The sequence below is a fragment of the Stappia sp. 28M-7 genome (assembly GCF_014252955.1).
GTDB lineage: Bacteria > Pseudomonadota > Alphaproteobacteria > Rhizobiales > Stappiaceae > Stappia.
This window is the reverse complement of the sequence record NZ_JACMIA010000001.1, coordinates 1,221,184-1,247,103: the sequence shown is the minus strand read 5'-3', so window position 1 is coordinate 1,247,103 and position 25,920 is coordinate 1,221,184. Positions and strand designations below refer to the sequence as shown.

The window sequence follows — 25,920 nt, the reverse complement described above, 5'->3', positions numbered from 1 at the left end:
GCTCCGGGCGCTGCGCAGTTCAGATGCCCATTTCTTCGAAGACTTCCTGGGCCGTGCGGAAGCTGTCGATGCCTGCCGGAACGCCGCAATAGATGGCGACCTGCAGCATGATCTCGCGGATCTCTTCCTTGGTGAGGCCGTTGTTGATCGCGCCGCGCACATGCAGGCGCAGCTCGTGGCTGCGGCCGAGCGCCGAGATCATGCCGAGGTTGAGGATCGAGCGCTCGCGGCGGCCGAGGCCCTCGCGGTTCCACACGTCGCCCCAGCAATACTCGGTCACGAGCTGCTGCATCGGCCAGTTGTAGTCGGTCGCCTTGTTGACCGAGGCGTTGACATAGGCATCGCCCAGCACCTCGCGGCGGGTCTTCAGGCCGGCCTCGAAGCGCTCGCCGGCCGGCGTGCCATCGGGGCGCATGGTCTTGGTGGTCATCGTTGCTTCCTTCAGTTGCTCACGAGTGAGAGGGGGCGCCGGGTCCGGCGGCGAGAAGCGCCAGCGCCTGATCCAGGTAGCCGGCGAAAAGGTCGGGATGTTCGGTCATCGGGAAATGGCCGAGATCGGGCATGACGATCTGGCGCGCGCCCGGCATCAGGGCGCAGAGCCGCGCACCGTCGTCCGGCGTTGCCGAGTAGTCGTAGGCGCCAGACAGCAGCACCACCGGCAGGCGGGTGGCATCGACCATCGGGGCGATCTCCTCGCCGTCGAATTCCAGCGAGTAGAAGCCGAGATCGGCCTGATAGACGCCCGGCGCGCCTTGCGAGTAGATCCAGGCGGCGCGGCGGCGATAGCCCTCCGGCGAGGTCGGCGCCATCAGCCCGCGCACGAAGGCGCCGTTGTGCAGGCCGGCATGGACGCCGACGTCGTTCTGCCCCCGGTTGATCCGCCCCTTGGAGCGGTAAGGCGGCTCGATCGGCAGCACGCCGCGCAGCAGCTCCGGCGCGCGGGCCGCGCAGACCAGCGTCACCGCCGCGCCCATCGAGCAGCCGGCCAGGATCGCCGGCCGGCCGACGACCTGCGCCAGATAAGCCTTCACCCAGTCGAGATAGCGGTCCGCCGTCAGCGTGTAGGGCGCACCGTCCCAGCCGAGCGGCGGCATCGAGCGCCCGTGAAAGGGCATGTCCGGCGCGTGCAGCTCGTAGGCATCGCCCAGCGCGCTGTCGGCCATCTGCGCCTCGAACTGGCGCGCGTCCGCCCCCGCCGTATGCAGGAAGACCAGCGGCACCGCGCCGTTGCGGCCGGCAATCTCCGTGTGGATCTCCAGCGGACCTTCGGTGCAGTTCAGCGTTATCCTGCGCCCGGTCACCCCCTCGATGCGCCGGGTGCGCCTCAGCGCTGCGAGCTCGGGCGCGGCCAGCGCCATCTCGAACAGCCGCTCCAGCGCGGCGCGCGCCCTCGCAAGGCCCAGCGCATCGCCCTCGACCGTCACATCCGGATTGGCGATCTGCAGCGCGGTAAAACCCTGATGGCGCGGCGGCGGCGGTACCTGAAGCATCTTCTCCAGCACGCCCTCGCCGAGGCGCATCTCGATATCGGCGACGACTGCAGCACCCGCTGGCTCCACCCTGCCCTCCTCGATCCACAGCACGGCGCGTGCGCCGCCCGAACGGATCGACAGCGCCACGGCCAGGCCCGGCGACAACCGGGTCAGCTCCGGGTCGCCGGAGGCGGCCTGAAGACGGCCGACAAGGGTGGCGAGCAGGTCAGCCACGGCGCGAACCGCCGTCGACATAACGATAGATTTCGGTGTGGTCGGCACCGGCCGGCAGTTCGTCCGTCGCTGCGTTCCACTCCTGCGAGGTGCGCGCCAGCAGCTTCATGTCGAGGCCGAGATCGCCGGCGAGCCCCGCCGCGATGCCGATATCCTTGGACATCAGCGCCAGATCGAAACCGGAGTTGAAGGCGCCCGACAGGATGAACTTCTTGACCTTGTTCTCGGTCGTGTTGTTGCGCCCCGTGGAGGCGTTGAGAATGTCGGTGATCACGTCCTCGTCGAGGCCGAACTCGCGGCCGACGATCAGCGCCTCGACCGCGGCCAGCGCACCGGCCGCCGAGACGTAGTTGTTCAGCACCTTGATCACATGGCCGGCGCCCAGCTTGCCGGCGAGGAAGATGCGGTCGCCCATCGCCTTCAGCACCGGCTCGGCGCGGGCCGCATCGCCCGCCTCGCCGCCGACCATGATCGCCAGCGTGCCGTCGATGGCCTTGCCGACGCCGCCGGAGACCGGCGCATCGACCAGCGAGAGACCGCGCGTCTTCAGCTCTTCGGCGAGCTTCAGCGTGTCGGCGGGCACCGACGAGCTCATGTCGATCACCAGCGCGCCCGGCGCCACGTCCGCCAGCGCGTTCTCCTCGCCAATGAGGCAGGAGGCGACGATGGCCGAGGTCGGCAGCATGGTGATGACGATCTCGGCGCCGGCAGCCGCCGCACGAGCGCTGTCCGCCGCCGTGCCGCCCTTGGCGGCGAAGGCCGCGCAGGCCTCCTTCGAGCGGTCGTAGCCGGTGACCTGATAGCCGGCCGAGACCAGGTTGACCGCCATCGGCAGCCCCATCCGACCAAGGCCGATGAAGGCGATTTTCGCGGCGACCGTTTGCTCGACCATTTTCCGTAACTCCCTGGCTTTCAGCCTCTGCATAACTGACAGGGCGGCATTATCAGATTATCAGACAATCTGTCAATCAGTCGCGCAAGTGCCTGCGCTTGCAGGCAAACCTGCCGCGGCAAGATCGCGACACGGGCGTGAAACCGCGCAAGGAGGGTGGTTGGGAGGGGGAATAGGCGGGAGGTCAGGAGGCGGTTGGGGGCGCAGGTTGGGGGAGGCCGGGTTGGGAGAAAGCTTGAACCTCAGCCTGAGACGGAGGCGCGGCCCCGCATCCCCTCGGCCGTCAACCCGCATCCCCTCAGCCGTCACCCCGGGCAAGCGAAGCGCGACCCGGGGCCCATTCGTTCCCAGAGCGGTGGTGGGGACACGCCCGCGCAAACCCAGACCACAGGATGTCGTCCCGGTTTCGGCGAAGCCGAAGACCGGGATCCAGTACACTCGGACGATTGAAATCGGGCCTCAGCCCTGCCGCCGAACCGCCGGCGGCGGCTAGCTTTGCACCACCATCACCCCGAGCGGATACTGGACGCCTGCCTGCGCAGGCGTGACAGCCGAGGAGGTGGCGATGCACTCCCGTCTCACACCTGCCGAGGGTTCCAATGGCTCCCGGCTCTCCGGCTTCGCCTGCGGCCAGGATGACCTCCGAGAGGGAGGCACGACCCCGCATCCCCTCGGCCGTCCCCGAGAAAGAGGCACGGCCCCACATCCCCTCGGCCGTCAACCGCCCCCTCGGCCGTCACCCCGGGCAAGCGAAGCGCGACCCGGGGCCCATTCGTTCCCAGAGCAGTGGTGAGGACACGCCCGCGCAAACCCCGACCACAGGATGTCATCCCGGTTTCGGCGAAGCCGAAGACCGGGATCCAGTACACTCGAACGGTTGAAGTCGCGCCTCGGCCCTGCGGCCGAACCGCCGGCGGCGGCTAGCTTTGCACCACCATCACCCCCAGCGGATACTAGACGTCTGCCTGCGCAAGCGTGACAGCCGAGGAGGTGGCGATGCACTCCCGCCTCACACCTGCCGAGGATGCCAATGGGTCCCGGCTCTCCGGCTTCGCCTGCGGCCGGGATGACCTCCGAGAGGGAGGAACGCCTCGCATCCCCTCTGCCGTCCTCGAGAAAGAGGCACGAACCCACATCCCCTCGGCCGTCACCCCGGGCAAGCGAAGCGCGACCCGGGGCCCATTCGTTCCCAGAGCGGCAGTGAGGACACGCCCGCGCAAACCCCGACCACAGGATGTCATCCCGGTTTCGGCGAAGCCGAAGACCGGGATCCAGTACACTCGGACGATTGAAGTCGGGCCTCGGCCCTGCGGCCGAACCGCCGGCGGCGGCCAGCTTTGCGCCACCATCTGCCCCAGCGGATACTGGACGCCTGCCTGCGCAGGCGTGACAGCCGAGGAGGTGGCGATGCTTTCCGGCTCACGCCTGCCGAGCCCCTCAGGCGACTTCCGCGTCGCTCAGCAGCTGCAGGGCGATCTTGCTGCTTTCTTCCACGTGGGTGATGCTGGCGCGGCGTGCCCACTCGGCATCGCGGGCGCAGATCGCCTTGGTGATGTCGCGGATTTCCTCGACGCTTTTCGGCAGTCGGTGCGGCTGGGTCATCGTCGTTGCGCGCAGCATCGAGACGCGGTTGTGCAGCGAGGTCAGCATGTCCTCGACATAGATGTTGCGCGCGCCCGCGATCAGGCAGCGATAGAACTCCGCCTTGCGCGCGACCAGCTGCTCGGTCGGGGCCTTTCCCTCGGCTGCCGCCGCGAAGGCCTCGCAGGCCGCATGCAGCCGCTGGTGCTCCTCGTCGGAGCCCTTGGCAGCGAATTCGGCGCCGCAAAACCCTTCCAGCAGCGCACGCAGCTGATAGAGCTGCTGCGCCTCCTCGAAGGAGACCTTGGTGACGATGGGACCGCGATGCGGCTCGGTGCGGATCAGGCCTTCCGCTTCCAGCTGACGCAGTGCCTCTCGCACCGATGTGCGGCCGACATCGAATGTCTCGCAGAGTTCGCGTTCGATGAGACGGTCGCCCGGCTTGAAATGACCGGTGGCGATCAGCTCGCGCATCTTTTCCTCTACCAGATGCCGAATCGTCGCGCGCTGTTTCGAGATTCGCAGTCTCGCCTGTTCCATCGATTCCACTTTCTTCCGTCCGGCCTGTCCCGCACCGGTTGCTCCGCGTTCCATAGCATATCCGAATGCGGCTGCGCTCGATGTTAGACATCTGGCTCGCCGGCGAGTATAGACCGAAAATGACAGATTGTCAGACAACCTGCCCGTTTCCGTTTGCCGCACCCTTTTGCGGCACCGGCCTGCGGGCAGACAAGGGAGGGAGGTTCCCGTGACGACGACCAGCAAGATCCCCGGTTTCCCCGCGCCCGGCCGCGCGCAGTCCCTCAAGGGGCCGGCCAAGCCCTGGGAGGTGATCGCGCTGCGCTATGCCACCAAGGACCTGCCGGGGAACCATGCGGTGCTCGACCCGGACCCGCACGAGGGCGAGGCCCGTCTCGACTATTATATCTGGCTCTGCCGCAACGGGGACAGGACCGTGCTGGTCGACACCGGTTTCGCGCCGGAGGAAGGCGCCGCCCGCCAGCGGATCCTGCTGACCCACCCGGTCGAAGCCTTGAAGCGTATCGGAGTGGAGCCGCAGGACGTCACCGACGTCTTCATCACCCACCTGCACTACGATCACGCCGGAAACCTGCGCCATTTTCCGAACGCGACCATCCACCTGCAGGACGCGGAGATGGCCTATGCGACCGGGCGCTGCATGTGCCACGCCCGGATGCGCAAGCCCTTCGCGGTCGAGGACGTCAAGACGGCGGTGGAGATGGTCTATCGCGACCGGGTGCGCTTCCACGAGGGGGATTACACGCTGCTGCCGGGTCTGACCGCCCGCCTCATCGGCGGTCACTCGAAGGGGCTGCAGATCCTGGTGGTCGACGGCGAGACGCCGCTGGTCATCGCCTCGGACGCGCTACACCTGCGCCGCTACCTGACCGACGGCCAGATCTTTCCGGTCTTCGCCGACTATTACCGGACGGTCGAGGGCTACCGCGTGCTGCACGAGCTGATCGAGGCCGGCTGCGAGATCCTGCCCGGCCACGACCCCGACGTCGTCACGCTTTATCCCCGCGTCCAGCCCGACTGGGAAGACGCCGTCTTCATCCGCAAGGGGGTGTGAGCGGGCCGGCACCCCGGAGGCAGACTCGGTCCCAACACGCCGGTTTTCGCCGATTTCGGGAATTTGCGACGGTCCGCATCGATTTTCGCGAGAATTGAGACGGATTTTTGCAAAAACCGTCGCAAGTCTCGCAATCGGGGACAAGGCCTTCCGGCCAGCCTGCCGACGCGGTGGGGCGGCCTGCCCAAATCTCCTTTGCCCGGTGCGGTTTTCCGGCATTTAAATGAGAGAAATTCATTTCCAAGGGGAGACGCCCATGGGCCTGCGCCTGCCGCCGCTTGCCTCGCTCCGCCTGTTCGAGGCCGCTGCCCGGCACGCCAGCTTCAAGCAGGCAGCCGAGGAGCTCGGCCTCACCCCGTCCGCCGTCAGCCATGGCATCGACACGCTGGAAACCTGGCTCGGCGCGCCGCTGTTCGACCGGTCGGGACGTTCGGTCGCGCTCACCGCCGCCGGCGAAGACCTGCTGCCTTATGTCAGCGAGGGTCTGTCGATGATCGCCACCGGCGCGCACCGGGTGTCGCCGCTGCTCGGCGCCCGCAGGATCCGCGTCAGCGTCGCCCCGACCTTCGCCCGCCGCTGGCTGGTGCCGCGGCTCGGCCGGTTTCGCGGCCGGCACCCGGAGATCGACCTGCATGTCGACACCAGCCACCGGCAGGCGGTCTTTCCGCTCGACGGCGTCGACCTTGCCATTCGCATGGGCCCCGCGCCCTGGCCGCCGGCGCGCTCCGAGCTGCTGTTCCGCGAGGCGTTGCAGCCGGTGGCGCATCCCGATCTCGCCGCCCGCCTGCCCCGGCGCGAGGGGCGGATCGACTGGGCACGGGCGCCGCTGATCCATGTGGCGACGGTCGAGCACGACTGGGCGGCCTGGTTTGCCGGAGGGGTTTCAGCTGCGACGGACACGCCGCCGCCTGCGGGCCGCGGCCTTCATGTCGACACGGTAGACCTGGCGCTGGAAGCCGCCGCGCAAGGGCTCGGTATCGCCCTTGCCCGCCTGCCGCTTTGCGCCAGCGCCCTGGCAGCGCCCGACCTTTCGCCGCTCGCCGGCTGCCCGCCCGTGCCCGTGCGCACCGGCTATTGGGCGTTGCTGCCCTCTGGCCACGAGCCGCGCCGCGAGATCGCCGCCTTCCTGCGCTGGCTGAAGGGCGAGGCCGCACCCTTTTTCGAGTGAATTTCAGTCATTTCAAGCAAGCTTTCCTCGTTTGTGTCCGGCGCGCCTGCGGCCCAGCATGGGTTGACTGGACCGACGAGGAGAACCCCATGTCCGACACCGTGCTGTGCGATATCGACGGCGGCATCGCCACCTTGACCCTGAACCGCCCGGACAAGCTCAACGCGATCAACTACGAGATGGCCGACCGGCTGCTGGAGCGGCTGGAGGAGATCGAGCTCGACACCCGCATCAAGGCGGTGATCCTGACCGGCGCCGGCGAGCGCGCCTTCTCTGCCGGCGGCGACATTCCGCAGTTTCGCGAAAGCGTCCGGCTCGGCCCGGCCCGCGCGGTACGCGACTTCGTCCGCCGCGGTCAGGCGATGACCGCCCGCCTCGAAGCCTTCCCGAAGCCCGTGATCGTCGCGGTCAACGGCCTTGCCTATGGCGGCGGCTGCGAGATCACCGAGGCCGCGCACCTGGCCGTCGCCAGCTCGCAGGCCCGTTTCGCCAAGCCGGAAATCGCCATCGGCATCCCGCCGACCTTCGGCGGAACCCAGCGTTTGCCTAGGCTTGCGGGCCGCAAACGCGCGCTGGAACTGCTCCTGACCGGCGATCCCTTCGGCCCCGGGCAGGCGCTCGAGATGGGGCTGGTCAACGCCGTCGTGCCGCCCGGCGAGCTGATGAGCCGCGCTCGCGCCCTCGCCCACCGGATCCTTCGCCACTCGCCGCTGGCGGTGGCCGGCATCATCGCCGCCGTCACCCGCGGCCTCAACATGACCATCGCCGAAGGCCTGCTGGCCGAGGGCGAGCAGTTCGCCAGGATGGCCGCGACGAACGACATTCACGAAGGTCTCGGCGCCTGGGTCGAGCGGCGGGTGCCGGCCTATTCGGGCACCTGATCAGGCGCCTTGCGGCCCGCCGTCGGTGCGGGCTGCGATCGCCTGGACCACGGCGGCCATGTCCTGCTTTCCGAGGCTCAGCCCTTCCGCCTCGCCGAACAGCGCGTCGGCCGCATCGAGCAAAGGCGCGGCGATCCCGGCGCTGCGCGCAGCCTCGGCGACGAGCCCGCTGTTCATCTTCACGTCAGAGATCGCCGCCTGTACCGAGAAGTCGCCGGCACACAGCTTGGCGAGCTTGATCCGGGAGACGGCGCTGGCCATCGGCCCTGCATCGAGAACCGCTTGAAAACGTTGCAGATCCACGCCCTGCCGCTCAGCGAAATGAAAAGCCTCGGCAAGGCCGGCGACCATGGTGATCAGGAACAGATTGACCGACAGCTTCATGGTGAGCGCGCCCGGCACAGCGCCGCAGGGGATCGTCTCGCGGCAAACGGGCCTCAAGAGTTCGCGCAGCATCGCAACGTCGTCGTCGCCGCCCGCCAGCATGCCGACCAGCTGCCCCTCCTCCGCCGGCACGCGGGAGCCGGAGACCGGCGCCTCGACATAACGCCCTCCGGCCGCGCGGATGTCGGCATCCAGCCCGCGCGACCACTCCGGCGCGCTGGTGCCCATCGAAACGATCAGCCGGCCGGCGACGGTGCCGGCAAAGCCTTCCGTGCCCCGGCCGAGCACGGCGTCGGTGGCCGCGCCGTTCGCCATCATCAGGATGATCACGTCGGCGTTCCGGAACACGTCGGCGGCGCTCGCCGCCACCTTTGCGCCGGCCTGGCGCAAGGGGGCGCAGCGCTCGGCCGTGCGGTTCCACACCAGCAGATCGACGCCCGCCCGCGCCAGATTGAGCGCCATCGGCTGCCCCATCACGCCAAGACCGACAAACCCGACACGCATCCCGCTCTCCCGTTCGCCTTGCTCGCTTCGCCTTTCAGCATGGCCGAAGCTAGCGTGCTGCGCACCTTTCGAATATCGGATAATATGGGATCGTCATTTCAGGATTTCGGGATGATTAAGGCAAATCTCGACATGGATGCGCTGCGCAGCATGGTTGCGGGCATCGAGCTCGGCAGCTTCGCGCGGGCTGCCTCTGTGCTGGGCCGCTCGCAATCGGCGATCAGCATGCATCTGAAGAAGCTGGAACAGCAGACCGGGCAGGTCCTGTTCCGGCGCAGCGGCCGCGGCCTGGTGCCGACGGAGGCCGGCGAGACGCTGCTCGCCCATGCGCGGCGGATCCTGGCGCTGAACGATGCGGCACTGGACCGGCTGGGCGCCGCCGCGGCGCCCGCCGCGATCCGGCTCGGACTGCCGCAGGACTTCTTCGAGGATGTGATGCCGGCCACGCTGCAGGCCTTCGCCGGTGGACATCCCGGCACCCATGTGGAGGTGCGCGCAGGCCGCAACCACACGCTGGCGCAGGAGGTGCACGCCGGGCGGCTCGATGCCGCCCTCGCCTTCTTCCCGCAAGGGCCCGAGGGACACGGCGAGAAGATCGCCACGCTGCCGTTGGTATGGATCGGAACGGACACGAGCCGGGAGACGAAAGACCCGCTGCCGCTCGTGCTGTTCGACCATCCCTGCCTGTTTCGCCAGACGGCGCTGCGCGGCCTCGACCAGGCCGGGCGTCCCTGGCGGCTGGCACTGACGACGCCGAGCCTTCCGGGATTGTGGGCCGCGATGCGGACCGGCCACGGCATCACGGCGCGCACGCGGCACCGCATTCCGGCGGACCTGCGGGAGATCGACCGTCTGGCACAAGGATTGCCGGACTTGCCGCCGATCGAGGTGAGGCTGCTGAGCGCGGAAGCCCCCTCGCCGGCCGCAGCCCAGCTTTGCACGATCCTGCGCGAAACGGCAGAGCGGCACATCGCAGGGCACGAAAGCCCATAGCCGCCTGCTCGTTACATCGGCAAACGCATCATCTTGCTCAGTCTTGCGTTTTCCCGCTGTAACTCGTCGCCTGCATCGACGGCCGCAAGGTAAATTCACCGTACCAGGCCATCAGCCTGGGGTAATTGCCGAAGACAGGCAGTTGACGGAACACGATCCAGTCGAGCGCTGTCGCAAGCGCGATATGTCCAACGGTCACAGGACCTTCCAAGCTGATGGCGCGTTCGATGAACTCGTAAGACTCCACAAGCTTTTCGGCCTGCCCGTCGGCAAACGGAGCGTAGCGGAATGCCTGCGGTCGCCGTTCCTGTTCCCAGCGCAGCAGGATCCCAGCATCGCAGATGCCTTGAGCCAACGCCTGAAGGCGAAGCGCCTCCCAGCGTGCCGGCCCTTGCGCGGGGACAAGCTTCGGCCGGTCGTGCAGTTCATCGAGATATTCACAGATGACCGGAGAATCGAAGAGCGCAGTTCCATCTTCGCAGACGAGAACCGGCACCTTTCCGAGCGGGTTCACCCTGAAGACCTGCTCATTCTGCCGGGTGGGACTGGTTTCGTGATGAACGACGTCCAGTCGGGGCACAAGGCCGACCTCGTGGGCGAAGACCAGGACCTTGCGGGCATAGGGCGAATGCGTCTGATAGAAAAGTTGCAAATCCATTCTCCAGAGAAAGTCGAGGAGATACCGGCGGCGGCATCGGGTGCGACGTGACTGCAGTCGCCGGATTGCTCTCCAAGCCGGGCGTTCGCGAACTATATTTTCGCAATCTCAGGAATTTTTCCGATCCTTTGAACAAATGACGCGCATTTCACGCGCATGTTTGGAGATCAACGCGCAAATGCCGCAAACCCTCGATCAACTCGACCGGAGATTACTCGCCCTGCTGCAGGCGAATGCGCGCCTGTCCGCCGACAAGATCGGCGCAGAGATCGGCCTTTCGCCTTCGGCGGTCCAACGACGCATCGCGCGCCTTCGCGAGAGCGGCGCGATCTCCGCAGAGGTCGCGATTGTCGATCCGGGAACCGCCGGGTACCCGCTGAGCATGATCGTCGATGTCGAGGTCGAGCGCGAACGGCCGGAACTCCTGGCCGCCTTCAAGCGCTGGATCATGCGCGAGGGAGCCGTCCAGGAAGCCTGGTACGTCACCGGTGACAGCGATTTCGTGCTCGTGATCGCCGCGCGCGACATCCCAGACTATGACGGCCTCATGCACCGCATGGTCAGCGAGAACGCAAATATCCGCCGCTTTCGCACACGCGTGGCCCTCGGCACCCTGAAGCGCGGCGCGGCCGTGCCACTGGAGTAACGGACGCGGGCAGCGCGACCTCACGACGGGATGGCAGGGACAGGGCGCGCTAACCCGGCTTGTCGCACGTCTCCGGCCTTTCCTGTCACCGGGTATTGAGAAGTCGATTGTCCCTGAGGCGCCTTGAGGCAAGCTCCACAAAGGCCTGCACCTTGGCCGTGACCCGGCGCCCCTCCGGATGCACGATGTGGATCGGGAGCGGTTCCTCTTCGCTGTCGCTGAGGACCGGGACCAGCTTTCCTTCGGCCACAAGCGGCGCCACCTGGTAGGACAGCACCCGCGTCAGGCCCCAGCCTCGCACCGCCGCCTCGATCGCCCCTTCATTGGTGTTGCAGACAAGGCGCGGCGAAACGCGGACCGAGGTCTTCTCTTCCTTGCCGAAGCGCCATTCCGGCGAAGTCCAGACGCTGGTCGCCGCCACGATGCGATGCCCGGCGAGATCCTCGGGCGTGCGGGGCGTGCCGTGGCGTTCCAGATAATCCGGCGCACCGCAGACGATCCGCCTGACGGTCCCGACCTTGACCGCACTGAGGTTCGACAAGGGCAGCTGTCCGATCCGGACGGCAACTTCGATCCCTTCCTCGACCATGTTGGTGACCCGGTCGAGAAGCAGCGCCCTTGCGGCGACCTCCGGGTGCAGGTCGAGATATTCGGTCAGGATGGGCAAGACATAGATGCGCCCGAAAAGAACCGAAGCGGACACGGTCAGCGTGCCGGTCGGCTGCGAGAAGGCGCCCGCAGCCGCGGCCTCGGCTTCTTCCAGATCCATCAGGATGCGACGGCAGTCCTCGATGTAGCGCTGCCCGGACTCCGTCAGCGTCAGCTTCCGGGTGGTCCTGATCAACAGGCGTGTGCCGATGGCCTCCTCCAGCCCGGCAATCGCACGCGTAACCGCCGGCGGGCTGATGTTGAGCTCGCGGCCGGCGCGGGCGAGGCTTCCCGTCTCGACGACCTTGGAGAAAACCCTCATCGCCAGAAAACGGTCCATGACGCCCTCACTATTCCTCAAAATGGAATAAACCATTTCTAATTCATCATATTCACGCGAATGGAGAAACAACCAATATCGGGCTCATCCACTTCAGCAGGAAAGCCCAGCCATGAAGCTCTATCATCACCCCCTCTCCGGCCACTCGCACCGCGCGCAGCTGTTCTGCTCGCTCCTGGGGCTCGAGGTCGATCTCGTCGAGCTCGATCTAGCCAACGGTGCCCACAAGGCCCCCGACTACCTGCAGCTGAACCGTCTGGGACAGGTGCCGCTGCTGGACGACGACGGCACTCTGGTGCCCGATTCCAACGCGATTCTGGTCTATCTGGCGAAGAAGGCGGGCCGGACGGACTGGCTGCCCGAAGATCCGGCGGGGGCTGCAGCCGTGCAGCGCTGGCTGTCGATCGCGGCGGGCCAGATCGCCTTCGGTCCGGCCGCAGCGCGTCTGGTCACGGTGTTCGGCGCCAGGTTCGACGCCGAGGAAGTCATCTCCCGCGCCCACGCGATCCTGAAGGTCCTCGACAGCGAGTTGCAGGATCGCGACTGGCTGGCGGCCTCCCGGCCGACCGTCGCCGACATCGCCCTCTACAGCTACGTGGCACGCGCGCCCGAGGGCAATGTCGACCTTGCCCCCTACGGCCATGTCCTGGCCTGGCTGGAGCGCATCGAGGCGCTTCCCGGTTTCGTGCCGTTCCAGGCAACGCCTGTCGGCCTTGCCGCGGCAAGCTAGCGGACAGAACGCCCCCGATGAGAGGACGAGGAACAGTCGCCATGACGAACCACGACGAGACGGCGGTGCCTGCCTCGCCCTTTCACGAGGGCGAGCTGGCCCTGCAGCGACAGGCCGGCGCGGCGGAGCGGATGGACGCGCTGGGGCGCCGGGTCGTGCGCCGCTACATGCCCGACCAGCACCGAGCCTTCTTCGAACAGTTGCCGTTCCTGCTGGTCGGCGCCGTCGACCATGCCGGAGACGTCTGGGCCAGCCTGGTGAGCGGACCGGCGGGGTTTGCGACCTCGCCCGATCCGCACACCCTGCAGGTGCGGGCGGGCATGGACGAAGACGACCCCACCGCCCCGGGACTGGCGAGCGGCGCCGGTATCGGGCTGCTGGGCATCGAGCTTCACACACGCCGGCGCAACCGCATGAACGGCCGGCTCGCCAGCGTCGGCCCCGGCGGTTTCACCGTGAGCGTGGAGCACAGTTTCGGCAACTGCCCGAAATACATCCAGCTGCGCGACGTCACCATCGGCCAGGATGCGCCCGGTGTCCGCCCCGAGAGCAGGGAGTTGGACGGACTGGACCGGGCGGCCCGGGAGATGATCGCGCGCGCCGACACGTTCTTCGTCGCCAGCTATGTCGATCTGGAGGACGGGGCGCGGCAGGTGGATGTTTCCCATCGCGGCGGCAAGCCGGGCTTCGTCCATGTGGGCCAGAACGACGTCCTGACCATTCCGGACTTCGCGGGAAACCTGCATTTCAACACGCTCGGCAACATCCTTGCGAACGGCAAGGCGGGGCTCCTGTTTGTCGACTTCGAGACAGGCGACCTGCTGCAGCTGACCGGCGAGGCGCAGGTGATCCCGAAGGAGCCGGCGGGCCGCGCCTTCGAGGGAAGCGAGCGGCGCTGGACATTCCGGCCCCGCCGCGTCGTCCATCGCACCGCCGCGACGACGCTCAGATGGCACAGCCGCGAGGACGGGCTCTCGCCGTTCCTGCGCATGACGGGTTCCTGGGACGAGGCCGGCGCCTGACCGGCGGCGGCCCCTCCCCGCGTCCCGAACGTCACCCCCTGCGACCTGCACCCGAGGACCACACGACATGTCACAGTCTGCAAAGACCGAAAGCCGCCCTCCCTTCCCCCCGTTTACCCGCGAGAGCGCCGAGCAGAAGGTGCGCATGGCGGAGAATGCCTGGAACAGCCGCGACCCGGAGCGGGTCGCCCTCGCCTACACGCCGGCGAGCCGATGGCGCAATCGCGCCGAGTTCCCGACGGGCCGGACGGAGATCGCCGCGTTCCTCACCCGCAAGTGGGCCCGCGAATTCGACTATCGCCTCATCAAGGAGCTCTGGGCCTTCACGGAGAACCGGATCGCCGTGCGCTTCGCCTATGAATGGCGCGACGACGCCGGCAACTGGTTCCGCTCCTACGGCAACGAAAACTGGGAGTTCGACGAGCACGGCCTGATGCAGACCCGCATCGCCAGCATCAACGACATCCCCATCCGGGAAGAGGACCGGAAGTTCCACTGGGCGCCCGGTCCCCGTCCGGAGGACCATCCCGGACTTTCCGATCTCGGGCTCTGACGGCTTCGGCCCGGCCGGGGATCGTCCACCGGCGAGGATCGCCGGTGGCTTGACTTGGCCGGGCCATCCCCCCAGGCTGTAGACACAGCCGCGCTACAGGCACAAGTCGTCCTGGAACGCGCATCCTGCAGAACGCGAGCCGTACACGGCAGCGGCACCGCGATCGGAGCCGAACGCGCCGAGGCACTGCCTGCCAGAATGGCGGGACAACGGCAAAAACCTGCTTCGTCCGCCCGACCTTGCGGATGGGCCGACGGCGTCCCGTCTTCCTGAAATCCGGAGGAGACCATGAGCCGACTGCTCTCGCGAGGCAGTTCTCCCTCGCTCTCCCGCGCCCTTTACGGCTTTGTCGTCCTCAACGCCCTTCTGGCTGCGAGCGGTGCCTGGCTCGTCGTCGACCAGCGGCAGGCGGAGCTTCGACAGATCGCACTGGCAGAAGCGGTCAGGACACGGGCACAAGGCATCGAGCTGGATTTCGCCCGTACCCTCCACCATGAATGGAGCAAGGCGCGCACCATCGCGCGGGACATCGCCTCGCGCGATGCCTCCTCGGTCCGCACGTCGCTGGACCTTGTGGTCGGCGACAACTCGCAGGTGTCCTGGGCCGGGATCGCGGCACTCGACGGCACCGTCACCATCGCCTCGGGCGGGCTTCTGGAACAGCAGAACGTCTCCACGCGCCCCTGGTTCCAGCGCGGGCTGACAGGCGATTTCGCCGGCGACGTGCACAAGGCGGTCCTGCTGGCCGACCTGCTTCCCTCCACCGAGGGCGAGCGGCGCCAGTTCCTCGATCTGGCAACCCCGATCAAGGACGGCCAGGGCAGCGTGACCGGCGTTCTTGGCCTGCATCTGGACTACGCCTGGGCGCAAACGCACCTGACGGAGACGGCGCGGGCCCTGCAACTCGACGCCTTCATCGTCGACCGCACGGGAACCGTCGTGATGGCAACGACCGATGTCGTGGGGCCGTCTCTGGACCTGCCGAGCATACGGGCGGCCACCGCAGGCGCCGCGCGTGCCGCGCTCGAGACCTGGCCCGACGGCATCTCCTATCAGACCGCGGTGATCCCGCAGGTCGGATATGCCGACCTGCCGTCCTTCGGTTGGAGCCTCGTCGCCCGGATCGACAACAATGCGATGGCCGCAAGTTCCCTCTCCGGCACGCTTCTGCTTTTCCTTGTAGGCTTCGGACTTGTGCTCGCAGGGACGACGGTCCTGTTCGTCCAGATTTTCGTTCGGCCGCTGCAACGCCTTTCCGCCAGTGCCAGCGCCATTCTGGCCGGCGAGGAAACCTATCCGTACGAGGCCACCAGCACGGCCGAAGCGCACACACTGAGCGCGGCCGTCGCCCGCCTGCAGGAGACCGTCCCGGAGAGCCCGGCCGGCAGCTAGCTAGTCGCCGGTGGTGGACGACAGCCGCCGCGCAAGATCGGCGACTAGCCCGCGATACCGCGTCTGCGTGACGCCCGGAGCATCGCCGGAGGCATAGAACCGGCGTAGCAGGGCGTCGTATTGCTGGGGCGTCGGCTCGAGCAGGAGCCGCGCGCCATCGTCGCTGGGCGAGGAAACCACCGCCCGGATCGAACCGACCCCGTCGATCTCGATCTCGACCGGCTCGGTATCCGACAGCCTCGTCCCGCGCACCCGCACAGTGTTCTGCGTAAGCCCAACGATCCAGACCCGCCGGACCTCGTCCCCCATGCGGATCCTTGCCCGTTCCGGCGCCTCGTCCAGATGGCGCTCCCGCCGGGGCAGCTCGATGCAGGCCAGAACCGTGATCGCGAGCACGACCAGATTGTAGAAGCTCCAGAACAGGATCACCATCTTGCCCGAGCCGGCGGTGTTGAACGCGAACGTGTCGGACAGGACGCCGATCAGAAGGCCGACCATCGTGAGCGCGTAGAGCGCCACGAAGGGCGCCATGATGTGCCATTGCACCACGACCTGGCTCCGGTCACCGCCCTTGGCGGTCACCGAGAAGGGGTGGCCCTTCGGCTGAACGAGACCGGTCCAGGCGGCGCGCGTGATGGGGATGGCGCCGAGCAACTGGCTGACGTCGTTCACGATCGGCACCACCAGGCCGCCGGAGACGACATTGAGGCTTATGAGGGTCCAGGCGAAGTAGACCCCGAAATAGCTCACCACATCCGCCACGCTGGCATCCACGACGGTAATGTTGAAGAACCAGTAGAAGAGCGGATAGACGAACGCAGCCAGCCGGAATGCGAATGTCGCAGTCCAGTAGAGGACGGAATCGACAACGCTCCACCTGTCCCTGAGGCGGAGCCTGTTGGGCGCCAGCGGTCCCATCCGGCCGCGCGCGATCTGCATCAGACCGAGGCACCAACGGCTTCTCTGGGTGATGTATTCTTTCAGCCCCTCCGGCGCGAGGCCCTCGCTGAGGGGCTCGTTGAGATAGACGGTCCGGTGCCCGCGATCCTGCAGCACAAGCGTCAGCAGGAAGTCCTCGGTTATGCTGTCGCTCGGAAAGCCGCCGACCTCCGACAAGGCGCTCCAGCGAACGACCGACGACGTCCCGCAGCAAAAGGCGATCCCCCAGGCGTCGCGGGAGGGTTGCAGATGGTCGAAGAAGAAGCGCTGCTCGTCCGGATAGGACCGGCTCAGGCCGAGATTGTGCTGGATCGGATCCGCGTTGAAGAAGTGCTGCGGGGTCTGGACCAGACCGACGGAGCGATCACGAAAGAGAGGCAGCGTTCGCGACAGGAGGTTGCGATGCGGCACGAAGTCGGCATCGAGCACGGCGATGAAATCCGGTGCCCCTTCCCTCTCGAGCACCCGCAGCGCGTTGTTCATGTTGCCCGCCTTGGCGCCCTTGTTGTCATCGCGCGTGACATAGCGGGCACCGCGCATCTGGCAGAACTCCTTCAGCCAGTCGCGGCGGCCATCGTCCAGAACCAGGATGTCGAAGTTCGGATGGTCGAGCGCCAGCGCACCGATGATCGTCCTCTCCAGGACATTGCGATCCTCGTTGTAGGTGGCGATCAGCACGGCGACGCGCGGCGGTTTTTCCTCGCCCCACCAGCCGGCATTGTCCGTCGCCTCCTGCTTTCGGTCCCTGGTGCGGGCAAGGATGACGAACGAACTCAACGAGGAAACGGCGGCTGCAGCTTCCAGAGCAAAGAAGGACCAACTGACGATGCAGTCCCAGGTGAGGCCGGCCGGAGCCAGAGTTTCCGTCGCGCGCCACCACAGATACCGGACGGCCAGGACGCCGGCGACCGCGAACAAGAACGAACGGTGCCAGGTCGAGCGCCGGGAGAACAGCAAGGGCACGACGGCACCGGCCCCGATAACAAGGACCACGCGCATGAAGCTGGAGCCCGTCTCGCTGAGGTAGACGAACGGAAACATCTCAGTTCCAGAACCCGCGCAGGAAATCCAGCGGGCGTCCTTCGAAGAAGGCGCGGCCGGTGCGCCCGACCGCACAGCCCAACTCCGGATCGCTGCGAAGCGCGGGCAGCAGCAAGGTCACGTCATACCGCTCCAGGTGACGCTCGCTGGGCGCGATCGCCAGGTTGCGATAGATCGTTTGGGCACCCGAGCCCGCCAGCCGCGTCACGGTCCCCTCGAATGCCCGTCCATCGGCATTCACGCGGAACATGGCCGGATCGCCGAGCTGCAGGCCGTTGTAGACGCTTTCCGAGACGCTGAGCGTGACGATGCTCGAGTCGCAATCGATCAGCCGCATGATGTCCTGGCCGCGCTGCACGGTTTCGCCGTCGGACGCCAGAACCTCCCAGATTCTCCCGGACACGTTGGCTGTCAGCTCCGCCGATGTGAGGCGATGGACGCGCAGCCGCTCCGCGGCGGTCCTGCGTTCAAGCGCCTCGGCGCGCGCCAGTTCCGCCTGCAGGTCGGAACTCAGCTCGTTCAATCGCAAGGACAATTCCAGCTGGCGCTGTTCCGAATAGGGAACGTCGCTGTAGCCGTCCCCGAGAAACGTCCCGCGGCGCGCGGAGCTCAGCGCGATCTCGACAGAGTTCGCTTTTTGCCGGGCGCTTTCCAGCTCCTGTTGGGAGACCCGCTGCGCAGCCCGGATCCGCTCGAAGGATGCGGACGTCTCGACCCCGCGCTCCGACAGCTGCTGGGATCGGTCGAACGCGGCGCGCGCCTCCTCGACGCGCGCCTGCGCCACCGCGATCTGGGACTGGGCCGAGCGCAACTCCGTCTCGAGCTGCCGCACGCGGTCTTCGCGGTAGTTCTCGGCCCGAAGCTGCAATTGCTCCAATGACCCTTCGATAGCCTCGATCGTCTGCCGGAGATGAGCAATCTCCGCCTTGGTGAAGGCTTCCTCGCGCAAGAGATCGTTGAGGCGGATGCTGTCGACCAGCGGATCCTCGATCGCCCCCAGCGCCTCTCCTTCGGCCACCGAAGCCCCGAGCGAGCGTTGATCGAGGCGCAGCGTGCCGGAGATGGGCGTGCGAAGGGTCGTGACGCGGGCATTGATTGCCGCATCCGCACTGACGCCCGCCAGTTGTTCGCCGGCGATCACAAAGACCGCCATGGCAATGATGAGAAATCCGATGATGAGCCGCGTCGGACGCATGAGCGCTCTCGTGCCTCCCCTTTGTGATCGCGCGCAGAAAGCCGGTGTACCGCAAAGACGAACCGACAGCCGTCAACGCGCCCTCTCGCTCTCCCTTCCACCAATCCAAAAAGTGCAAGGTGTCGAGAAAACGGCAGCCCGCCACCGCCGGGAAACATGGTTAACGAAAGGTTTCGCCTGTCCGATCGGCAAGAATGCCGCGCGTGCACCAAAACTGCAGCAGGCGGCCGACAACGGGAGAGAGAGCGATTTTGGGGAGGGGAATGGCGCTTCCGGAGAGATTTCGCTCTCCAATTTTCAATAAAATCAATGAACTACGTGGAGATCGAGAGCTGGTTTGCAGGCGCGTTTTACATCCATTGCCTTGCCGGACAAGAAGACGATGGCCTTGCAGAAAGTACGCAGGAAGATGCGCGCCGCGTCAGCGCGCACCGGCCATGGTCTTGCGGAAACGCGACAGGGCGACGACGAAGAAAATCGCGCTCAGGACCGACATGGCGAGGATCGACGGCCATACGGTTGTCAGCCCTGCCCCGCGGTAGAGAATGGCCTGGGCAAAGGCAACGAAGTGAGTCGAGGGCGATACCTGCATGATCGCCTGGAGCCATTCGGGCATGCTTTCCATGGGCGTGGTGCTGCCGGAAAGCAGGTTCATGATGACCAGAACCGGCAGTGCGAGAAGGCCGAACTGCGGCATCGAGGTTGTGAAAGTCGCGATCAGGATGCCGAGCCCGGTCACCGAGATCATGTAGATCAGGGCTCCGAAGACGAACAGGGCAATCGACCCGTGGATCGGCACGCCCAGCAGAAGCTGCACCACGAAGACCAGCGACAGAACTGCAGCCACGACGATGGCCAGCCCGTTCGCCCAGATCTTCGCCACCATGATCTCGGACGGTTTCACCGGCATCACCAGAAGGTGCTCGATGGTGCCGTGCTCGCGTTCGCGGATCAGCGCGGCCCCAGTCAGCAGAACCGACAGGATGGTGACGTTGTTGATGACCTGCATCACCGCGTTGAACCAGCTCGAGTCGAGGTTCGGGTTGAACATGGCGCGGACGACGAGGTTGATCGGCAGCGCCGCCGCGTCTTCGTTGCCGCTCAGGAACTTCGCGGTCTCGGCCTGGATGATCGACTGCAGGAACACCGTGCCGTTGCCCGCCTGGGCCATGGCGGTCGCATCGACGTTGAGCTGGATCTCGGACTTGCGGCCGGCCAGAAGATCGGCTTCGAACTCCGGCGGAAAGCGCAGCACGAAAACGAAGGCGCCGCTGTCCATGCTCGCATCGATCCGGTCGGCGGAGATCTCCACCGGGGTATCGAATTCCGGCGGCAGAATGGCACTGACGATGCGTCCGGACAGGGCGGAGCGGTCCTCGTCGACATAGGCGACGGAAGCGTTCTGCACCTCCAGCTTGGCCCCTGTCGCCACGGCATAGATCGCCAGCGTGAAGACATAGACGATCAGCAGCAGCAGGACAGGATCGAAGACGAGGCTTCTGAGTTCCTTGACGCCCAGGCGATAGACATTGGCGAGCCACAGAAACATTCTACGCCTCCTGCTTGTCCAGAATGGCGATAGACAGGACGGTGAAGAGAAGCGCGAAACCGGCCAGCGCCAGGTGATTGTGCCAAAGCTCGGCGAAGCCCAGCCCCTTGGTGAAGGTGCCCACGCTGACCTGCTGATACCAGGAGGACGGAAAGGCCAGGCCGAGCAGCCGGCCACTTCCCGACAGGGAGGAGACCGGTACGACCAGGCCGGAAAAGTTGACGGCGGGAATGATGGCGATGATCGCGGCCGCGAACGTGGCCGCCACCTGCGTCCTGGTGAAGGTCGACACCAAAAGGCCGAAGGCCGTTGTGGCCAGGACGTAGAACAGGGTTCCCACCATGAGCGCCGGAGCCGAGCCCTTCAGCGGAACACCGAATACCACATAGCCGATGACGACGAGGCTGGCGAAGCTGATGAAGGCGATGACGACATAGGGAAGCTGCTTGCCGAGCAGGAATTCGCTGCGCGTTACCGGCGTCGAGCGGAAATTGGCGATGGAACCGGTTTCCTTTTCGCGCACCACGCCCATTGCCGTCATGATGGCGGGGATGAGAACGAGCATCAGCATCATCACCGAAGGCACGATGGCAAACACGCTCTTGAAGGCCTGGTTGTAGCGGAAACGGGTGACCACCTCGGTGGCATAGGGCGAGATCACCTCGCCGAACTGCCGTTCGACCTGATCGGCGTAGTAGCCAAGGGCCAGGCCCTGCAGATAGCCGCGCGCCGTTTCGGCTCGAAACGGCATCGCTCCGTCGATCAGCACGTCGATCTCCGGGGTATCGCCGCGCAAGAGCCTGCGCCCGAACTCGGGCGGTATCTCGATGCCGATGCTGATTTCGCCGTCGACCATGCGCTGGTGCAGATCCCGCCTGCTGGTCGCCGGAGCGTGCTCCTCGAAATAACGCGAGCCGGAGAAGCTCTCCAGCAGCGTCCTGCTCTCCATCGACTGATCGCGATCCAGCACCGCGTAGGGCAGGTTCTGGACGTCCAGCGAAATGCCGTAACCGAAGGTCAGCATGAGGATGACCGGCCCGAGAAAGGCAAAGACCAGCCGCATGGGATCGCGCAGCAATTCCATCGTTTCGCGGCGGGCAAAGGCCCAAAGGCGCGACGGGCTGAAAAATCCGCCGGTATCCGCGATTGGCGCCGAAGCCGGCCGCGGGGCCGCAATTTCGGGTGCGGACACCGGAGCTTCCCTCACCGGTTCCGGCGAGGCGTTCTGGCCGGACGCCTCGCGCAGGATGTCGATGAAGGCATCGTTCAGGCTGGCCGCGCCCTTGCTGCGGGTCAGCTCGTCGGGCGCGCCGACGGCCAGCACCTTGCCCGCATGCATCAGCGAGATGCGGTCGCACCGCTCCGCCTCGTTCATGAAATGGGTCGAGATGAAGATCGTCACGCCCTGATTGCGCGACAGGTCGATCAGGTACTGCCAGAAAATGTCCCGCGCGACCGGATCGACGCCGGAGGTGGGCTCATCGAGAATGAGGACTTCGGGCTTGTGGATCAGCGCCACGGCAAGCTGCAGGCGTTGCTTGATGCCGAGCGGGAGCCCGTTCGGCCGCATGTCCGCTTCGCCCTGCAGGTCGAAGGTGCTCAGCATTTCCTCAATGCGGGCATCACGCGTTTCGGGAGCGAGACGGTAGAGGGCCGCGTGCAGTTCCAGGTTCTGGCGCACCGTCAGCTCGGAATAGAGCGAGAAGGACTGCGACATGTAGCCGACGCGGCGGCGGGTGGCCATGTCGCTGGCGTTCAGCGTCTCGCCGAACAGCAGCGCATCGCCCTCGCTTGCCGGCAAGAGCCCGGTCAGCATCTTCATCGTGGTCGACTTGCCGCAGCCGTTCGATCCCAGAAAGCCGAAGATTTCGCCGCGCTCGATCTCGAAACTCACATGGTCGACGGCGGTGAAGTCGCCGAAGCGGCAGGTTAGGCCATGCGCCTCGATCGCCGGCGGTCCCTCCATCGGCACGCGCGGCGGCACCTCGACGGCGCGGTGCCCGCGCCGCTCGGCTTCCGGCAGCATGGCAACGAACGCAGCTTCCAGCGTCGAAACGCCGGCAGCCTGCCGCAGCGCCTCGGGCGTGCCCTTTGCGATGATCCGCCCATCCATCATGGCGGCCAGCCAGTCGAAGCGTTCGGCCTCCTCCATGTAGGCGGTGGCGACGATGACGCTCATTTGCGGGCGGTCGCGCCGGATGCTGGCGATCAGATCCCAAAACTGCTCGCGCGAGAGCGGATCGATGCCGGTGGTGGGTTCATCGAGGATCAGAAGGTCCGGATCGTGGATGAGGGCGGAGCAGAGCGACAGTTTTTGCTTCATGCCGCCGGACAGCTTGCCGGCCGGGCGGTCGGGAAACGGCGCAAGGCCGGTGGCCTCCAGCAGCGCCTGGATCCGCTCCGCGCGCTCCGCCTCCGACTGCGCGAAGAGCCGCCCGAAGAAGTCGAGGTTCTCGCGCACCGACAGGGTCGGATAGAGATTGCGGCCGAGCCCCTGCGGCATGTAGGCGATGCGCCGGCTGCAGGCCCGGCGATGGGCCGTGCTGGCCATATCGCCGCCGAACACAGTGACGGAACCGGACTGGATGCGGCGCACGCCGGAGACGATCGCCAGCAGGGTCGACTTGCCGACCCCGTCCGGGCCTATCAGGCCGGCCATGCAGCCGGCCGGAATGTCGAGCGTGACATCGCAAAGGGCTGCGATCTCGCCGTAACGATGCGTTACGCCCTGCAGCCTGGCGGCCGGTTCTCCCGTCATTGCGGCAGCTTGACCTCCAGGAAGTCCGGCCAGGCAACAGCAGGGTCGGTCCGTACATAACCGACGCCCGCGACACCGGCCTTGGCGCGGTCCTGATACTTGACCAGAAGATCCTTCGGGATGGACAGCTTCACCCGGAACATCAGGTTCTCGCGCTCATCCGACGTTTCCACCGACTTCGGGGTGAACTGGGCATTGCTGGCGACGAAGGTGACGCTCGCCGGGATGACGTAATCGGGAATCGGGTCGAGGATCAGGCGGGCTTCGCTGCCGACCTGCAGCAGGCCGGCATCGCGCGCCGGCAGGAAAATAGTCATGTAGATATCGGTCAGGTCGGTGAGCGTGAGCACCTTGCCGCCGGCGCCGAGCACCTCGCCTTCACGGGCCAAAAGGTATTGGACCCGGCCGCCGCGGGGCGCGCGCAGCTGGGTATCGTCGAGAATGGCTTCGAGCTGGGCGACCGCAGCCTTGGCCGACTCGATGGTGGCCTTGGCAAGTTCGACGCCGGCCTTGGCCGCTTCCACCCCCGCCACGGCGGTGTCGAGAGCGGTACGCCGCTGGTCGGCAAGCTCCTGCGAGCTCACCTGCCGCTCGACCAGCGCGACGGTGCGCTGGTGCTCCTTTTCGGCGAGGTCGCGCTTGGCCTCGTACAAGGCGACCTGGGCATCGGACTGGCGCAGCCCCTGCTCGGCCTGCGCGACCGTGGCACGGGCCTGGGCGAGCCGGGCATTGAGTTCCGACACATCCATGCGTGCAACGAGTTGCCCTGCCTCGACCATATCGCCTTCGCTGACCAGCACCTCCGTCACGCGGCCGGCCATCTTGGTGGCGACGTCGACGCGCTCCGCTTCGATCCTGCCATTCGAGGACGCGATGCCCTCGGGCAGCTTCTCGGTGTTCATCGTGCGCCACAGATAGAACCCGCCTGCGACAGCCACGATCACAGCCGCCACGGCGATGACCTGTTTCCACTTCATCGAAAACCCCTCGCAAACAGAAAACCTGTGTCGCCATCATCCCGGCGTGCGCCTGCACAGCGCCGATCCTGCACTGCACACTGCACCTTTAGGTCACCCAGGTGCACAACCATTTGATGTCAATCAAAGGCGAGCTATCGAAAAAGGTTAATTTTCGACGGTAGCCGTCATGCCTTGCCCCCAGGGAGACCGGACCAATGCAGCATATCGGTCTGATCGGTGCTGGCATTTTATTCGTATGGCGCGGAACTCAAGGTGTCGGGCAGCATGAGCCGCCCCCCAGCCTTCAACAGCTCGCGCTTGCCGAGAGCGGCGCGGAGTTCAGCCGGGACGCTCATTTTGCGAAAAATCGACCGCGCGAGTCCTGCTGGAGGTGCCTGATGCTGTCTGCCATGACATGGCTCGCGTGTGTGCGTCTGTGTAAACGCAACAAGGCAGCAGGCAATAGGTAGCTGGAAGGATAGCGCCTTTGGGAAGGGGAATGGTGCTTCCGGAGAGATTTGAGCTCCCAGATCAGGACCCATAATCAATGATATCAATTACTTGAACGAAACCCAAAAGGAGATTTCTCGGCGCGTTTTGTATGCAGCCTTGCAGGTGGACGGGCTGTGGAAAATGCTGCGGATCGGGGCGAAGCCGAGCATCAACGGAGGGCAAGACGGGCCACCTTGCCGTGATAGCGCTACTCACTGCCCGGCAGACCGTCAAAACGGTTAGCCCCCCGGGCAGCCGAGAGGTCTCACGCTGCCGCATGGGTCCCTGCCCGGCCTCACGATCCGCGATCCATGGCAGGGTTTTGCAGCCCCGCGCGCCGGAGGGGGCATGGCGCAGATCTCGGTCGCCGTCGGCAACTTCGCCGAGAACGGTCACCAGACGTTGCAGTACCTCGCGCTGACGAACTTCGGAGGCCTCCGCGGTGCCCCAGAAACCACGCCTGGGAAGGATCCTCGAACATGCGCGACTGCGATGTGCTGATTGAAGATGACAGGGGGCGCTTACTGTGTCGCCGAGCCGCAAGCGCACAGCTATCTGTCCAGTGCCTGGCTTGAGGTGTCCATGGCGCTCCCGCTGATCGAGGCGAGATGTGACGAGGTGCGGTTCTCGCAGAAGGTTCTCCGGCGGGCCGGAACTCGTCACTGAAATTGCCGGTTCCCGTCATGGCCGCCTTGCCTCCATTTATTGCAAACTCATCTGCATCTGCGGCAAACTCAACAGCACCACCTATGGTGCGCGAAATAAGGTGTTGAATTATTAAAGTATTTCTGGAATTTTTTTCCAAGCAAATCAACATCGACGGCGAATGATCCGCCGTCAATAATCGCAATCGATCAGTACCTGGTAGATCGCCTGCCGGTCCGCGGCATGCCTGATGGTCTCGACGGCCTCTGGCGACCGAAGCCGGCGGGCGATTTTCGACAGAAGCTTCAGATAGCCGTTCTGCTCGCCGGACGGGGTCAGGATCAGGCAGGCGATATCGACCAGCTCTTCGTCGACGGCCTCGAAATCAATCGGCTTTGCCAGGCGGACGAGGAGTATGAACGGCGCGCGCGGGCCCTCCACCGGAGCATGGGGGATCGCAATGCCCGCGCCGATACCGGTCGATCCCAGGTGCTCCCGGCTCTGCAGCGCTTCCAGGATATCCCCCTCCCGGAGGCCCAACGCGTCTGCGGCCGCTTGCGCCAGGAATTCGAGGAGTCTGGGTTTCGAGGGAGCCGGTACATCGATGACAACATCGTCCGGCTTCATGACCTCGGAAATTTCCATGAATT

23 protein-coding genes are annotated in these 25,920 nt (G+C 66.0%); 10 read left to right on the top strand and 13 right to left on the bottom strand.

Features of this window, described 5'->3' with window-relative positions:
• Window positions 1-19: 19 nt before the first annotated feature.
• The 4 genes from H7H34_RS05615 to H7H34_RS05600 form a co-directional block, all read right to left on the bottom strand.
• Window positions 20-430: a carboxymuconolactone decarboxylase family protein gene (locus H7H34_RS05615; RefSeq protein ID WP_067221210.1), complete on the bottom strand. Its 411-nt coding sequence runs from the start codon at window positions 428-430 to the stop codon at window positions 20-22.
• Window positions 431-449: 19 nt separating this feature from the next.
• Entirely contained in the window at window positions 450-1,706 is a 1,257-nt protein-coding gene (locus H7H34_RS05610) for an alpha/beta fold hydrolase (RefSeq protein WP_371811363.1), read from the bottom strand.
• On the bottom strand, window positions 1,699-2,598 hold the full coding sequence (locus tag H7H34_RS05605) for an NAD(P)-dependent oxidoreductase (RefSeq protein ID WP_185924521.1): 900 nt from the start codon (window positions 2,596-2,598) through the stop codon (window positions 1,699-1,701). The genes H7H34_RS05610 and H7H34_RS05605 overlap by 8 nt, the downstream gene beginning before the upstream one ends.
• Window positions 2,599-4,035: 1,437 nt before the next feature.
• Window positions 4,036-4,653: a GntR family transcriptional regulator gene (locus H7H34_RS05600; RefSeq protein ID WP_199681164.1), complete on the bottom strand. Its 618-nt coding sequence runs from the start codon at window positions 4,651-4,653 to the stop codon at window positions 4,036-4,038.
• Between the two features lie 274 nt (window positions 4,654-4,927).
• Between H7H34_RS05600 and H7H34_RS05595 the strand changes: the two genes are divergently transcribed.
• The 3 genes from H7H34_RS05595 to H7H34_RS05585 all read left to right on the top strand — a co-directional run bounded on the left by H7H34_RS05595 (window position 4,928) and on the right by H7H34_RS05585 (window position 7,822).
• Entirely contained in the window at window positions 4,928-5,773 is an 846-nt protein-coding gene (locus H7H34_RS05595; protein ID WP_371811362.1) for an N-acyl homoserine lactonase family protein, read from the top strand.
• A 256-nt stretch (window positions 5,774-6,029) separates the two neighbouring features.
• The gene (locus H7H34_RS05590) at window positions 6,030-6,941 is read left to right on the top strand and encodes a LysR substrate-binding domain-containing protein (protein ID WP_185924520.1); all 912 of its coding nucleotides are present in this window, start codon (window positions 6,030-6,032) and stop codon (window positions 6,939-6,941) included.
• Window positions 6,942-7,030: 89 nt separating this feature from the next.
• Window positions 7,031-7,822: a crotonase/enoyl-CoA hydratase family protein gene (locus H7H34_RS05585; protein ID WP_185924519.1), complete on the top strand. Its 792-nt coding sequence runs from the start codon at window positions 7,031-7,033 to the stop codon at window positions 7,820-7,822.
• Here the strand turns inward: H7H34_RS05585 and H7H34_RS23695 are convergent, their stop codons facing one another.
• Window positions 7,823-8,791, bottom strand: a complete 969-nt coding sequence (locus H7H34_RS23695) for an NAD(P)-dependent oxidoreductase (RefSeq protein WP_371811450.1) — start codon at window positions 8,789-8,791, stop codon at window positions 7,823-7,825.
• 30 nt (window positions 8,792-8,821) lie between these two features.
• Here H7H34_RS23695 and H7H34_RS05575 point away from each other — a divergent pair, with 30 nt between their 5' ends.
• The gene (locus tag H7H34_RS05575; RefSeq protein ID WP_185924517.1) at window positions 8,822-9,703 is read left to right on the top strand and encodes a LysR substrate-binding domain-containing protein; all 882 of its coding nucleotides are present in this window, start codon (window positions 8,822-8,824) and stop codon (window positions 9,701-9,703) included.
• Between the two features lie 37 nt (window positions 9,704-9,740).
• Here H7H34_RS05575 and H7H34_RS05570 read toward each other — a convergent pair whose 3' ends face one another.
• Window positions 9,741-10,361 (bottom strand): glutathione S-transferase family protein, encoded by a 621-nt coding sequence (locus tag H7H34_RS05570; protein WP_371811361.1) that lies wholly within the window; start codon window positions 10,359-10,361, stop codon window positions 9,741-9,743.
• A gap of 160 nt (window positions 10,362-10,521) precedes the next feature.
• Between H7H34_RS05570 and H7H34_RS05565 the strand changes: the two genes are divergently transcribed.
• On the top strand, window positions 10,522-11,007 hold the full coding sequence (locus H7H34_RS05565; protein WP_245164984.1) for an Lrp/AsnC family transcriptional regulator: 486 nt from the start codon (window positions 10,522-10,524) through the stop codon (window positions 11,005-11,007).
• Window positions 11,008-11,092: 85 nt separating this feature from the next.
• Here H7H34_RS05565 and H7H34_RS05560 read toward each other — a convergent pair whose 3' ends face one another.
• Window positions 11,093-11,995: a LysR family transcriptional regulator gene (locus tag H7H34_RS05560; RefSeq protein WP_185924516.1), complete on the bottom strand. Its 903-nt coding sequence runs from the start codon at window positions 11,993-11,995 to the stop codon at window positions 11,093-11,095.
• 112 nt (window positions 11,996-12,107) lie between these two features.
• Here H7H34_RS05560 and H7H34_RS05555 point away from each other — a divergent pair, with 112 nt between their 5' ends.
• The 4 genes from H7H34_RS05555 to H7H34_RS05540 all read left to right on the top strand — a co-directional run bounded on the left by H7H34_RS05555 (window position 12,108) and on the right by H7H34_RS05540 (window position 15,692).
• Window positions 12,108-12,725, top strand: coding sequence for a glutathione S-transferase family protein (locus H7H34_RS05555; RefSeq protein ID WP_185924515.1), 618 nt, complete (start codon window positions 12,108-12,110; stop codon window positions 12,723-12,725).
• A 41-nt stretch (window positions 12,726-12,766) separates the two neighbouring features.
• A complete protein-coding gene (locus tag H7H34_RS05550) occupies window positions 12,767-13,747 on the top strand; it encodes a pyridoxamine 5'-phosphate oxidase family protein (protein WP_185924514.1) in 981 nt (326 codons plus the stop codon).
• A gap of 67 nt (window positions 13,748-13,814) precedes the next feature.
• Complete coding sequence (locus H7H34_RS05545) at window positions 13,815-14,300, top strand: nuclear transport factor 2 family protein (protein WP_185924513.1); 486 nt, start codon at window positions 13,815-13,817, stop codon at window positions 14,298-14,300.
• Window positions 14,301-14,588: 288 nt separating this feature from the next.
• Window positions 14,589-15,692 carry a cache domain-containing protein gene (locus H7H34_RS05540; RefSeq protein ID WP_185924512.1) on the top strand — a complete coding sequence of 368 codons (1,104 nt, stop codon included), beginning with the start codon at window positions 14,589-14,591 and terminating at the stop codon, window positions 15,690-15,692.
• Here H7H34_RS05540 and H7H34_RS05535 read toward each other — a convergent pair whose 3' ends face one another.
• Window positions 15,693-17,672 carry a glycosyltransferase gene (locus H7H34_RS05535; protein ID WP_185924511.1) on the bottom strand — a complete coding sequence of 660 codons (1,980 nt, stop codon included), beginning with the start codon at window positions 17,670-17,672 and terminating at the stop codon, window positions 15,693-15,695.
• 1 nt (window position 17,673) lies between these two features.
• Window positions 17,674-18,867: an HlyD family secretion protein gene (locus H7H34_RS05530; protein WP_185924510.1), complete on the bottom strand. Its 1,194-nt coding sequence runs from the start codon at window positions 18,865-18,867 to the stop codon at window positions 17,674-17,676.
• Here H7H34_RS05530 and H7H34_RS05525 point away from each other — a divergent pair.
• Complete coding sequence (locus H7H34_RS05525; RefSeq protein WP_185924509.1) at window positions 18,866-19,171, top strand: hypothetical protein; 306 nt, start codon at window positions 18,866-18,868, stop codon at window positions 19,169-19,171. The two genes, H7H34_RS05530 and H7H34_RS05525, sit on opposite strands and share 2 nt — an antisense overlap.
• 117 nt (window positions 19,172-19,288) lie before the next feature.
• Here H7H34_RS05525 and H7H34_RS05520 read toward each other — a convergent pair whose 3' ends face one another.
• The 4 genes from H7H34_RS05520 to H7H34_RS05505 form a co-directional block, all read right to left on the bottom strand.
• A complete protein-coding gene (locus H7H34_RS05520; protein WP_185924508.1) occupies window positions 19,289-20,416 on the bottom strand; it encodes an ABC transporter permease in 1,128 nt (375 codons plus the stop codon).
• Between the two features lies 1 nt (window position 20,417).
• Window positions 20,418-23,174 carry a ribosome-associated ATPase/putative transporter RbbA gene (gene rbbA, locus H7H34_RS05515; protein ID WP_185924507.1) on the bottom strand — a complete coding sequence of 919 codons (2,757 nt, stop codon included), beginning with the start codon at window positions 23,172-23,174 and terminating at the stop codon, window positions 20,418-20,420.
• Window positions 23,171-24,151, bottom strand: coding sequence for an HlyD family secretion protein (locus tag H7H34_RS05510; protein ID WP_185924506.1), 981 nt, complete (start codon window positions 24,149-24,151; stop codon window positions 23,171-23,173). Before H7H34_RS05510 ends, rbbA begins: the two co-directional genes overlap by 4 nt.
• 1,311 nt (window positions 24,152-25,462) lie before the next feature.
• Entirely contained in the window at window positions 25,463-25,915 is a 453-nt protein-coding gene (locus tag H7H34_RS05505) for a PTS sugar transporter subunit IIA (RefSeq protein ID WP_185924505.1), read from the bottom strand.
• Between the last annotated feature and the right edge of the window lie 5 nt (window positions 25,916-25,920).